At 38.9% G+C, this 12,553-nt stretch carries 14 protein-coding genes; 12 read left to right on the forward strand and 2 right to left on the reverse strand.

Features of this window, described 5'->3' with window-relative positions; all coding sequences use genetic code 11:
• The first annotated feature begins 175 nt into the window (after nt 1–175).
• From tkt to L2716_RS05700, 9 genes are all read left to right on the forward strand, one after another.
• The gene (gene tkt, locus L2716_RS05660; protein ID WP_268963948.1) at nt 176–2,182 is read left to right on the forward strand and encodes a transketolase; all 2,007 of its coding nucleotides are present in this window, start codon (nt 176–178) and stop codon (nt 2,180–2,182) included.
• 170 nt (nt 2,183–2,352) lie between these two features.
• A complete protein-coding gene (gene sirA / locus L2716_RS05665; RefSeq protein WP_268963949.1) occupies nt 2,353–2,793 on the forward strand; it encodes a sporulation inhibitor of replication protein SirA in 441 nt (146 codons plus the stop codon).
• 115 nt (nt 2,794–2,908) lie between these two features.
• Nucleotides 2,909–3,124 (forward strand): YneF family protein, encoded by a 216-nt coding sequence (locus tag L2716_RS05670; RefSeq protein ID WP_236332614.1) that lies wholly within the window; start codon nt 2,909–2,911, stop codon nt 3,122–3,124.
• A 178-nt stretch (nt 3,125–3,302) separates the two neighbouring features.
• Nucleotides 3,303–4,340, forward strand: a complete 1,038-nt coding sequence (mnmH, locus tag L2716_RS05675; protein ID WP_236332616.1) for a tRNA 2-selenouridine(34) synthase MnmH — start codon at nt 3,303–3,305, stop codon at nt 4,338–4,340.
• Nucleotides 4,341–4,431: 91 nt separating this feature from the next.
• Nucleotides 4,432–4,986, forward strand: coding sequence for a TVP38/TMEM64 family protein (locus L2716_RS05680; protein WP_236332618.1), 555 nt, complete (start codon nt 4,432–4,434; stop codon nt 4,984–4,986).
• An 18-nt stretch (nt 4,987–5,004) separates the two neighbouring features.
• Nucleotides 5,005–5,871 carry a M15 family metallopeptidase gene (locus L2716_RS05685; RefSeq protein WP_236332620.1) on the forward strand — a complete coding sequence of 289 codons (867 nt, stop codon included), beginning with the start codon at nt 5,005–5,007 and terminating at the stop codon, nt 5,869–5,871.
• 40 nt (nt 5,872–5,911) lie between these two features.
• Nucleotides 5,912–6,625: a cytochrome c biogenesis CcdA family protein gene (locus L2716_RS05690; protein WP_236332622.1), complete on the forward strand. Its 714-nt coding sequence runs from the start codon at nt 5,912–5,914 to the stop codon at nt 6,623–6,625.
• A 125-nt stretch (nt 6,626–6,750) separates the two neighbouring features.
• Nucleotides 6,751–7,200, forward strand: coding sequence for a Na(+)/H(+) antiporter subunit B (locus tag L2716_RS05695; RefSeq protein ID WP_236332625.1), 450 nt, complete (start codon nt 6,751–6,753; stop codon nt 7,198–7,200).
• Nucleotide 7,201: 1 nt separating this feature from the next.
• On the forward strand, nt 7,202–7,666 hold the full coding sequence (locus L2716_RS05700) for a CcdC family protein (RefSeq protein ID WP_236332627.1): 465 nt from the start codon (nt 7,202–7,204) through the stop codon (nt 7,664–7,666).
• Nucleotides 7,667–7,736: 70 nt separating this feature from the next.
• On the opposite strand, the gene L2716_RS05705 is transcribed toward L2716_RS05700, so the two are convergent.
• Together L2716_RS05705 and cudC are read right to left on the reverse strand one after the other, a co-directional pair.
• Entirely contained in the window at nt 7,737–8,165 is a 429-nt protein-coding gene (locus L2716_RS05705; RefSeq protein ID WP_236332628.1) for a DUF2621 domain-containing protein, read from the reverse strand.
• Between the two features lie 242 nt (nt 8,166–8,407).
• Complete coding sequence (cudC, locus tag L2716_RS05710) at nt 8,408–8,962, reverse strand: choline uptake/conversion transcriptional regulator CudC (RefSeq protein WP_236332630.1); 555 nt, start codon at nt 8,960–8,962, stop codon at nt 8,408–8,410.
• Nucleotides 8,963–9,236: 274 nt separating this feature from the next.
• Here cudC and betB point away from each other — a divergent pair, with 274 nt between their 5' ends.
• From betB to L2716_RS05725, 3 genes are all read left to right on the forward strand, one after another.
• The gene (gene betB, locus L2716_RS05715; RefSeq protein WP_236332632.1) at nt 9,237–10,712 is read left to right on the forward strand and encodes a betaine-aldehyde dehydrogenase; all 1,476 of its coding nucleotides are present in this window, start codon (nt 9,237–9,239) and stop codon (nt 10,710–10,712) included.
• Between the two features lie 49 nt (nt 10,713–10,761).
• On the forward strand, nt 10,762–11,970 hold the full coding sequence (gene gbsB / locus L2716_RS05720; RefSeq protein WP_236332634.1) for a choline dehydrogenase: 1,209 nt from the start codon (nt 10,762–10,764) through the stop codon (nt 11,968–11,970).
• A 144-nt stretch (nt 11,971–12,114) separates the two neighbouring features.
• Nucleotides 12,115–12,447: a hypothetical protein gene (locus L2716_RS05725; RefSeq protein ID WP_236332636.1), complete on the forward strand. Its 333-nt coding sequence runs from the start codon at nt 12,115–12,117 to the stop codon at nt 12,445–12,447.
• Nucleotides 12,448–12,553: the final 106 nt, after the last annotated feature.

The raw sequence follows: 12,553 nt of genomic DNA on the forward strand, positions 1-12,553 counted from the left end.
ATCGCCTGTACCATAACTGGTCAGGCGATTTTCATTTGTCTCAATAAACAACCTACATCATAAGCACTTTAGGCATTGACCTAATTTTTCGACTATTTCATGTGTACCTTGTGAATTTTCACATGAGGGTATATCATGGTTATGGAATGATAGAATAAGGGTGTACAAAGAAAGGATGATCGTCGTGTCAACTTCAATTGAGCAATTATCAATAAACACAATTCGAACATTATCAATTGATAGTGTAGAGAAAGCTAATTCTGGGCATCCGGGGATGCCGATGGGTGCAGCTCCGATGGCTTATCAGCTTTGGAGTAAGCATATGAGTCATAACCCTTCCAATCCTGATTGGTTTAACCGTGACCGGTTCGTACTTTCTGCTGGGCATGGGTCCATGTTATTATACAGCCTCTTGCATCTCTTCGGGTATGATGTATCTCTTGAGGATTTACAAAATTTCCGTCAATGGGAAAGTAAAACGCCTGGACACCCAGAGTATGGTGATACTCCCGGAGTAGAAGCGACTACAGGTCCATTAGGACAAGGTGTTGCAATGTCTGTTGGAATGGCAATGGCTGAAAGACATCTTGCAGCTACATATAACCGTGACGACTATAACATTATCGATCATTATACGTACAGCATTTGTGGTGACGGTGACTTGATGGAAGGTGTTTCATCTGAAGCTGCATCATTAGCTGCTCATTTACGCCTAGGTCGTTTAATTGTCATGTATGATTCTAATGACATTTCTCTTGATGGAGATCTTCATATGTCGTTTTCTGAAGATGTACAAAAACGTTTTGAAGCATATGGATGGCAAGTCCTATATGTAGAAGACGGAACAGATTTGGATACATTAGATAAAGCAATTGCTGAGGCAAAAGCGAATACAGAACGTCCGACATTGATTGAAGTCAAAACCGTAATTGGCCACGGATCTCCTAATAAATCAGGAAAGTCAGCCTCTCACGGTGCACCACTAGGCTCTGATGAAGTTAAAATGACGAAAGAATCATATGAATGGTCATTTGAAGGAGACTTTCATGTACCAAATGAAGTGCGAGATCACTTCAACGTATTAAAAGAGGCTGGTGCAGAAAAAGAACAGAAATGGAATGACCTTTTCAAGTCATACCAAGAAGCTTACCCTGAACTAGCAACACAATTATTGAGTGCGATTAAAGGTGAATTACCTTCTGGTTGGGACCAAGCCCTTCCTCAATATAAAGCTGGAGAAGATAAGCTTGCGACACGTGCTTCATCTGGGGAAACTTTAAATGCAATCGCTAATAGTGTTCCTCAATTGTTTGGTGGATCTGCTGACTTGGCTGGATCGAACAAAACGATGTTGAAAGACAAAGGTACGTTTTCTCGTAACGACTATAGCGGTCGAAACATTTGGTTTGGTGTACGAGAATTTGCAATGGCAGCTGCATTAAACGGTATGCAGCTTCATGGAGGCTTGAAGGTTTATGGAGGAACGTTCTTCGTGTTCTCAGACTATCTTCGCCCAGCAATGCGATTATCTGCACTAATGGGATTACCGGTTACGTATGTTCTTACACACGATTCAATAGCGGTAGGTGAAGACGGACCAACCCATGAACCAGTTGAGCAACTTTCATCTTTACGTGCTATGCCTAACTTAGGGATAATGCGTCCTGCAGATGGTACGGAAACAGTAGCAGCTTGGAAAATCGCTTTGGAAAGCGAATCTAAACCAACAGCACTTGTGTTGACTCGCCAAGGGTTACCTACTCTTGAGGGAACAAGCGAAGAAGGTGTTCGTAAAGGTGCCTATGTAGTTTCTTCAGTAGATCATGGACCTGCTGATGTAATGTTACTTGCTTCAGGCTCTGAGGTTTCACTTGCCGTCAATGCAAAAGAAGAGCTTGCAAAGCAAGGTATTAACGCTTCAGTTGTTAGTATGCCTTCATGGGATCGTTTTGAGGAACAGCCTCAAGATTATAAAGAAAGCGTACTACCAAAAGCAGTCAAGAAGCGTCTTGCAATTGAAATGGGAGCTACTCACGGTTGGCACAAATACACAGGAGACGAAGGTGATGTACTAGGTATTGATCGATTTGGTGCATCAGCTCCTGGTGAAACGGTAATGAAAGAATATGGATTTACTGTTGAAAATGTCGTAGCCAACGTTAAAGCATTATTAAACAAATAAGATCGCAAAATAGGCTGACGCACACTCATATTTCAGACGAGTGTGCGTTTTCCTTTCTTGTTCGATTTATTCGACAAAAGAAGTCATCCTTAAACTACATATATTGACAGTACTTTAATAGTGTGTTCGATATACTAAATGGATAAGAATGTATATCGGAGTGAGGATGGATGCGGAAATATGATATTTATTTGTTGGAGAAAGAAGTAGCTTATCATTATTATGGAAGAGAACAAGTTTTGTATCACTTCTTTGTTGAAGCTGTGCAGCCTGTGCCGGCATTGATACATACAATTGATAAGCAGCTTCATTATATTACTCAAGTGATTCCGAAAGTAGTTTTTGAATTTGAACTGAAAAAGATTGATTCATACAGGATGAGATATAACCTAAAGAAGGAAAGTCGCAAGTTAATGCTATCATCAGAACATAGCATGGTGATTTTAGAGAAAAAAGAGAGGAAATTAACATTAATCTCAACAGGAAATTTCGAGGCAGAAACGCTTCTTTTTGAACACTTGAGAAATGTAGAGAATACATTCATCGCTATAAATATTGAAGGGAATAGTATCGGTTGGTTAAGTCCAATTAAACAAGCTCATTATATTTAGTCCAAACAGATACCGCATGTTTGACAAAAAAAGAAAAATTCTTATGGATATATTGAGTTTGAATCCAAATTTATAGTACACTAGTTCTAGACAACCAGAAGGGAGAAATATAAGCATGGATTGGATGTTAGTAATTGTGGGCTTGATCGCCTTGCTTGCTGGAGCGGCGATTGGCTTTTTTATCGCTCGCAAATATATGATGAGTTATTTAAAGAAAAATCCACCTATTAACGAAAATATGTTACGTGTAATGATGATGCAAATGGGACAAAAGCCATCACAGAAGAAAATTAATCAAATGATGAAGGCAATGCAAAATCAAATGAAATAGATGGTGGACAAGCACTCACTCAGATTGAGTGCTTTTTTTATACTTAAGGAAAGCATACCCTTTCTAATTGAACTCGATTTTTGCGTAGTTTTTTATAGTATAAGAGTTTATAAAGAGTATAATATGAAAAGCTAGTATAATGTAAGATAAATGATATGTTACAGAGGGATTTGATTACATGACAATGGTACAGGTTGTTTCAGTTGAGTCAGTGCAATTTTCGGATTATCATGTCATAGATGTACGTTCGCCAGGTGAATTTAACGAATTTCACGTAATTGGTGCTCAAAATATTCCGATCTTTAACAACGATGAAAGAGCCAAGGTGGGCACAACCTATAAACAAGTAGGAAAAGATGAAGCGAAAATGCAAGGTTTATCGATTGTTTCACCTAAACTTGTAAATATGGTTCATGAATTAAAGCAATTACAACTTCGTGAGTCTAAACCATTCCTAATCTATTGTGCTCGTGGTGGTATGAGGAGTAACAGTTTTGCAACGGTTATGTCGTTAATGGGGTTTGAATGTGCTCAACTAAATGGAGGAATTCGTTCGTATCGTCAATTGATCGTGTCCACACTAGCTTCTTTTGCAAAGAATTCAACGAAATTCGTAATTTTAGAAGGGTTAACAGGCTCTCGAAAGACAGACTTATTAGAGATCCTAGAGGAAGACGGTTATCCAGTTATAAACTTAGAAAGAATGGCTGGACATAGAGGTTCAATTTTTGGCGAAATTGGTAATCAAGGGCGTTCTCAAAAATCCTTTGATCAATCTTTGTATTTACGACTCCAAGAGATAGGCTCTACTGATTATTATATGATAGAATCGGAAAGCAAACGTATTGGAAAAGTCATCGTACCTGAATGGATCTTACAAGGGAAAGAAGAAGGAACAAGAATTTATTTACATTACCCTTTAAATAAGCGTGTTGAATCTATTTGTAACACGTATAAACCTTTACACTATCATCACCAAATTAGTGAGGCATTAATGCACTTGCGTAAGCGTCTAGCACCAGAACTTTATGAGGAAGTTACTCATGCATTAGAGAACCGTAATTACCATACGGTAGTTCGTTTACTATTAGAGTTCTATTACGATCCAAAATATGAATATACCGCAAACCAATATGAACGTGATGCTTTAGAAGTTCATTTGAGTGATTTAGATACAGGTTTATCAAATATTAAAGATATCCTTACAAGATTATAAATAAACGTGACTACAGACGACCAAAGAAGGGTACATGTACTGAAAACTTGATGCGATTACGAACCTTCTAGAATGTGAGGCTTAATAAATAATGGGAGAAGCAATTGTAGCACTATTCCGAGATTTCCCTGAATTTGCGATACTTATTAGTATTGTGGCAAATGTCATCATTGCAATTTCTGGTGTACTTCCTAGTTATTTCTTAACGGCAGCAAACATCTACTTTTTTGGATTTTTCGGTGGGACTATACTATCCATTCTAGGAGAGTCGATTGGTGCATGGTGTGCATTCATTCTATATAGGAAAGGGTTTAAGAAGCATTCTAGAAAGTGGCTTCAAAAGTATAGGTCTGTAGGGAAATTAATAAACTTACAAGGACGTATAGCTTTTCAATTCATCTTAACGCTTAGACTTTTGCCCTTCATGCCTTCAGGTGTCGTTACCTTTTTCTCAGCGATCGGTATCGTGTCAACGTGGACATTTGTTATTGCTAGTACGCTTGGTAAGATCCCCGCAATATTGCTAGAAGCGTTTGCTGTAAATCAGGTACTTCAATGGACGATAGCCGGCAAAGTATTGTTAACTGGAATAAGCCTCATATTCTTATTGAATTTAATTGTATTGATAAGAAAGAAATCGATATAAATGTAAAGGTGTGGAATCATGAAATTACATATGGCCTTAGTAGGTCTAACAAGCTTAACTTTAATACTGGGAGGATGCTCGTCCATTCCGAACCCGTTTGAAAAAGAGGATCAACAAAATACGGACGATCAATCACATGAGGACAGTCAGAATCAAAAAGATAATCAGCAACAAGACACAGAACAAACTGATTCACCAGAAGAGCCAAAGGAACCTACTAATGAAGAAGCAGACCTGCCTTCTCTTGAAGAAACGGTAACGGTTATGGGTGATGGAACGAAGGTTGTCACAAACATGAATGATACACTCGTTTTAGTGAATAAAGAGCGGAACTTGCCTTCAGATTACATACCAGAGGATCTAGTGATTCCGAATGTACCGTTCCCTTTTGAAGAAGACAGTCCTAAAAAGAAAATGCGGAAAATCGCTGCTTCTCCGCTTGAAGAAATGTTTGCACAAGCTGAAAGGGATGGGATTCCTTTATTTGCTCAATCAGGTTACAGATCATATGACCGCCAAGCAGCGATTTTTGCTTCAAATGTTCAAGAAGACGGGGAAGAAGAAGCAAATAAGTATAGTGCCCGCCCCGGACAAAGTGAACACCAGAGCGGCTTAACGATGGATGTTACTTCACCTGAAGTCAATTTTGATTTGACTCAAGCATTAGGGGACACCAAAACTGGAATATGGTTAGAAGAGAACGCCCATCAATTTGGTTTCATCATCCGATATCCCGAAGGGAAGGAAGAGATTACCGGGTATCAATATGAGCCTTGGCATTTGAGATATGTTGGGAAGAAACATGCAGAGCGAATTCATGAACAAAATATGACACTTGAGGAATACTTAGGTGTTCCAGTTGAACCAGTTAATACGAAGAAGTAAACTGATAAGAGAAAGAGTGAAGATAGGGGAGTTGTAGCATTTGGCACCAGATGTAAATTTATTACTTGCTTTCGGAGCAGGATTCTTATCATTTATCTCACCATGTTGTTTACCGCTTTATCCTGCGTTCCTATCGTATATAACGGGAATGTCTGTGCATGAATTAAAAGAGGAGAAAGGCATACTAAGAAAGAGAGCTCTTTTACACACAACATTCTTTTTGCTAGGATTTTCCGTCATCTTTATCGTACTCGGACTAAGCACGTCTTGGTTCGGCATGTTTTTTATTACGTATCAAGACTTAATTAGGGAAATAGGCGCGATATTGATCGTTGTATTTGGACTTGTATTGTTAGGCGTGTTTAAGCCAGAGTTTCTAATGAAAGAAAGAAAGTTCAAATTCCGCAAACGACCGACAGGCTATCTCGGTTCATCAGCGATTGGAATGGGGTTTGCTGCAGGGTGGACTCCGTGTACAGGACCCATTCTTGGTGCTGTTATTTACATGGGTGCAACTAATCCAGGTAAAGCGATGTTTTATATGCTAGCTTATGTAATTGGGTTTTCAATACCTTTTTTCATTATGTCCTTTTTCATTGGTCGGATGACTTGGATCAAGAAGTACAGTCGTAAAGTCATGTTAGTCGGTGGCTACCTCATGATCTTCATGGGCGTATTTCTTTACTTTGACTGGATGTCCAATTTGACCTCCTTTTTATCCAACCGTTTCTTTAACGGATTCTACGGATTTTAATAATGATATGGTCATTAGGGGAAGGCTAACAAAATACTCTTCCATAATATTTGACCTGTACTAAACATTTGTTATATCGTTTACAATGGATAACAAATACATATTGCTAGAAAGGAAACGAGACGATGCAATCTAATGACATTATTTTAAAGACGACATCAGCGATTATCGTATTCGTCATACTAGCGTTTTCTGTCAATTTATTCCTCTCTGGTCATAACGCTCCTGGTGGCGGATTCATTGGAGGGTTGATGGCGGCAGGTGCATTCATCCTATTGTACATATCGTTTGGGTTAAAGACGATGAATAAAGTATTGAAAGTTAATTTCAGGTACTTTATTGGTGTGGGATTAATGGTTGCTTTTCTGACAGGGATTGGCTCATTCTTCTTCAATCAACCCTTTCTCAGTCATACATTCGGATATTTCCACCTCCCACTATTAGGCAAGACGGAACTCGCTACTGCCATGTTTTTTGACCTAGGTGTATATTTGACGGTAATTGGTGTGACGATGACAATCATCCTTACTATTGCAGAAGATCGTGATGAGGATTTTGTAGAGGGAAGTAAATAAAGTGTGGGTGGTAGGTAGTACTATTTTGGCGATGATAATGGGTAGTATCGCTCTAATGATTAGAATGAGAGCAGCTCGAAAACCAGCGACTACTAAGAAGATCATCTTGCCCCCGATATTTATGTCAACAGGGTTTCTAATGTTCCTTTATCCTCCTACGAGAGTTGAATGGAGTGAAGCGTTAGAAGCCTTTACAGTTGGGGCCATTTTCTCTTTACTTCTCATACGCACATCCTCCTTTGAACAAAAGTCTGATGCCATTTACTTAAAAAGATCAAAAGCATTCGCCTTTATACTAATCGGTTTATTATTGTTTAGGATTGTATTGAAAATCTTCCTGGGACAACAGATTTCTATTGAAGAAACAAGTGGTTTGTTTTTCATCTTAGCATTTGGAATGATTGCGCCATGGCGTATCGCAATGTATTTTAAGTTTAAGAGATTACAGATGATACCTGAATCATAAAAAAAGGGGCTGTCCAGAAAGTCAGTAAACACTGACCTTATGACAGCCCCTTTGTTTGTACATGAAAAAATTATCCTAAAAGCTCTTCATATGGGTCCAAATCAATATTTTTTTGATTTAATTTCTTAATTAGAAATTTGTGATCCCGCTTTGGAGTAGCGATAATGTAACCTCTAATAATCAAATCTTGATCAATTGTATGTCTCTTTTCCTGTACAGCTAGTTCACCGATTTTACCTGCAATTTTATCACGGGCGACATCTCTAAACAATTCTGGAACAGGTTCCACTAGCTCTTCCAGAAGAGCAGATTGTTCTGGAGACCATAAATGCCTCGTTTCTTTTATATAATGGTCTTGCCAATCTAGTATGGACATGCCATCTTCCTTCGGCATACGTTTCAAAAATTTACGAAACATGAAAAATCCGCCAATCGCGAACATAGAAATCAAGAAGAGTGTCCATAGGACGATAAACCATCCAAACCAACCTTCCAACATAATGCCACCTCAGTCTGTCTTTTGCTTACTTACATCATTATACTAGCTGTTAAAATTGTAAATCAAGTCTGATCATGAGTCTCATTAAATTTAAAATAACCATAATTATATTATGTAAACAAATACAAGCATAATATTGTACTCTTGCATTTAAAATTAAGCTGACATCAGCATATATATACTGATGTCAGCTTAATTACAATTTACGTTAAATCTCCTATGCGCAGTCAACTCTAATACCCTCATGTTTGATCCTTTTCAGGGATAGGAACTAAATTGAAAATTTCACCTGAACGAAAAGATTGGACTAAATCTGATAACCAATGATAATACTTTTCAGAATCATGTAATAATGAAAAACTGAAGTCTATTTTTTCTTTTACTTCCTCATCTAAATCTGGTTGTGAAATAAGATCCTCAAGTTCAGAGCGAGTTCGATTAATTGCCTCGAGGTTGATCTTAACTTCTCGTTCCCACATCTTGCAAAAGTACTGAATAAAAAGATTAAAGAAGTCCTTCTCGGAGACGAATTGATCTCTCCTCGAACCTTTTTGCCAAGTCTTTTTCATTACGTCAATTTCTTGTAGTGCCTTGACTGCTGTACTCATACTTGGCTTACTCATTCCAAGTTCATCCTTCATCTCATCTAGGGACATAGAATCTTTGTGGAAATACATCGTTCCATATAACTTTCCTACTGAGGGGGTCACCCCATAAAGGTCCATCGTCTCTGCAATTGAACGTACTACATTGTTCTGTGCTTGCTCTAATGCTTCTAATTGTTTTTGTTTGTCCACTATTTGAAAACACCCTTCGTATTAAATATAGTAATTTAGTGTTAAATACGTTAAGAATAAATTTTACATACTTAATGATACATGTCTCATATTTAAAGTCAAATGATCATTACATAAACCTAGTCAACCATCCAATCGTATATGTCGTAATGAATAACGAATTCTTTATTTAAATAAAAGGATATCCGTTTGCATGAAAAAATAATCTTTGTTAGCATAAAAAATGTTCAAAACGTTAAATAAAAATTTAACAAAATTAACGAGGAGGGATTCGATGAAACGCCAACAAATGTTCATCAACGGAAAATGGATCGATTCCGTATCTGGTGAAGCAAGAGAAATCATCAATCCATTTAATCAAGATGTAATTGCAATTGTCACTGAAGGTGACAAAAGTGATGCTCATATGGCAATTGAAGCTGCGCGTAACGCGTTTGATGAAGGGGAGTGGACAAATACCCCAGCAAATGAGCGTGGGTATAAACTCTTCAAAGTTGCCGAAAAGATTCAGCAACAAAAAGATGAGCTTGCTAGATTGGAAAGTTTAGATACAGGCAAGACGCTGACTGAAAGTATTGCAGATATGGATGACATAACAGGAGTCTTCCGTTACTTTGCCGGTTTAGCTGACAAAGACGGAGGTGAAATGATTGAGTCTCCGATTCCAAACTCAACAAGTAAAGTAGTCAGAGAGCCTGTTGGTGTCTGTTCTCAAATTTCGCCATGGAATTATCCGTTACTTCAAGCTTCGTGGAAAATCGCTCCTGCCCTAGCAGCAGGAAATACAATTGTAATCAAGCCGAGTGAGATTACACCACTTACTACGATAAAAATTACTGAAATTCTTGAAGAAGTCGGTTTCCCTAACGGAGTTGTGAATCTCGTATTAGGTGCTGGTACGACAGTAGGACAAGAAATGGCTGAAAACCATGATGTTGATCTCGTATCTTTTACAGGTGGAATCGAGACGGGACGAAAGATCATGAACGCTGCAACAGGTAACATGAAGAAAATTGCATTTGAATTAGGTGGAAAAAATCCAAACATTGTATTTGCCGATGCAGACTTTGAAACGGCAGTAGATCAAGCATTAAATGCCGTTTATTTCCACGCAGGTCAAGTTTGTTCAGCAGGTTCTCGTCTATTAGTAGAAGATTCTATTCATGATCAATTCGTAGACGCACTTGTCGAACGTGCCGGAAAGATCAGATTAGGCAACGGATTCGATGAAAAAACAGAATCTGGACCTCTTATTTCAAAAGAACACAGATCTAAAGTTGAGGAATATGTCGAGATAGGTAAGGATGAAGGGGCAAAGCTTGTCATTGGGGGTAAGCGTCCTGAAGATCCGGAATTAGCAAGTGGTTTTTTCTATTTACCGACTATTTTCACTGAGTGTGAAAACGATATGAGGATTGTTCAAGAAGAAATTTTCGGACCTGTACTTACGGTCGAAAGGTTTAAGTCTGAAAATGAAGTTGTCAAACGAGCAAATAGTACAACCTATGGTCTTGCTGGAGCTGTATTTACAACAGATTCGAGAAAGGCAGAACGAGTAGCGAACAAACTTCGATTAGGAACAGTATGGATTAATGACTTCCACCCATACTTCGCTCAAGCCCCTTGGGGAGGATATAAGCAATCTGGAATCGGTCGTGAGCTAGGTAAACAAGGTCTTGAAGAATATACAGAAGTGAAACATATTTTTGAAAATCACACACCAGAGCCGGTGAACTGGTTTAAAGGGTAAGTGTGTAATACGTCATTCACTTTTTATACAATAGAGGAGGAATACAATAATGGCACTAAACATGAACATCGAACACATGAATAACTTCCACACATTCGAAATCCCGACGGTGATTAAGCACGGTATTGGCGCAATCAATCATGCAGGGCAAGAAGTCAAAAACCTAGGCGTAACGAAAGTGCTTCTCGTAACAGACCCTGGTATTTATGCGGCTGGTGTAACAAAGCCCGTAACTGACGCTCTAGAAGCTGCTGATATAGAAATCGAGGTTTTCAATAAGGTAGAACCAAACCCACCGGTGCGTGTTGTTAACGAAGGATCAAACGTATTTATTGAAGAAGGCTGTGACGGACTAGTAGCAGTTGGTGGCGGAAGCTCTATGGATACCGCAAAAGCAATCGGTGTTGAAGCAGTTCACGGTGAATCTGTACTTGAGTATGAAGCAGCGGAAGGCAAGAAACCTTTATCTAATCGAATCCCGCCGCTTACGACTATACCGACTACTGCTGGTACTGGTTCTGAAGTTACACAATGGGCAGTGATAACGGACGAGGATCGTGAATTCAAGTTCAACACGGGTGGACCTTTAATTGCAGCGCATCTAACGATCATTGATCCTGAGTTGCACATCTCAATGCCTCCGCATGTAACGGCAATGACAGGTGTAGATGCACTTTCACATGCAATCGAGTGCTATACAATGCACTTTGCGCAACCTGTTACAGATGCAGTTGCACTTCTATCTATCGAATATGTTGCATCCTATATCCGTCGAGCTTATGCAAACCCAGAAGACGTTGAAGCGCGTTATGGAATGGCTCAAGCAGCCATGCTAGCGGGTCTATCATACGGAAGTGAATCAGCTGGTGCAGCACACGCGATGGCTCAAACGCTTGGTGGTATTGAACCTGTCGCACACGGTCAATGTGTGGCAGCGATGCTTGGTCCAGTTATGGAATTCAACTGGAAAGGGAACCCTGCAAAGTTCGCACGGATCGCAAAAGCAATGGACGTTAATACGCATGGCATGACAGAAAACGAAGCAGCGAAAGCCGCAGTAAACGAAGTATATAAGCTTGTGGAAGAAATGGAGATTCCAACGCTTGAAGAACAAGGCGTTCCCGCTGACATGATCCCACGCCTCGCTAAAGAAGCGATGAAGGATCCGCAAACAATAGGGAATCCACGAAAGCTGAATGAAGAAAGCTACAAGTGGATCTACAATCGTTGTTACGACCTAACACCGAAAACCGTATAATTTCATAAAAAAGTAATTGTCCCCTAGGAAGAGACTTGTGCAATCTATTGCGCAAGTCTTTTTTGTTATGTCATGGTTTCTGTCCCTTTCAAATTAGTTTTAATTACATAATATATGAATAACAACGTATAAGGAGGAATGAGAATGAGTTTGTTAAGGGGAGATTCTTGTGATAAAGGGAAGAACAACTGCAATAACTGTGTATGTGATCAACTAAAAAAACTGGAGCCAGGTACACCAGTGTTTGTCAGGACCACTGCAGGCGGGCTTAAATCCTCAATAAAAGGAAGATTTCTCTGCTTCGATCTTGACTCGTGCTGTGTAACATTTACTGAGGAAGTTTTCGAAGAGGAAATCACTACCATCATTGATTGTCGCAATATCGTATCGTTGTCGGTGACAAATGAACAGTTCATGGACAATATGAGAGAGATTATGAGGAGGTTATATAACGGAATAAATGGATTTAACGCCTAAAAATGATTTAGAATTTAAATAGATATACAATAGCATTCCTAATCAGAAAAACTTTTTCTATTAGGAATGCCTTTTCTTCTTAGAAGACATATAATGAAACTATTAA

The organism is Pseudalkalibacillus berkeleyi (assembly GCF_021608225.1).
In the GTDB taxonomy this organism is placed as follows: Bacteria; Bacillota; Bacilli; order Bacillales; family Fictibacillaceae; genus Pseudalkalibacillus; species Pseudalkalibacillus berkeleyi.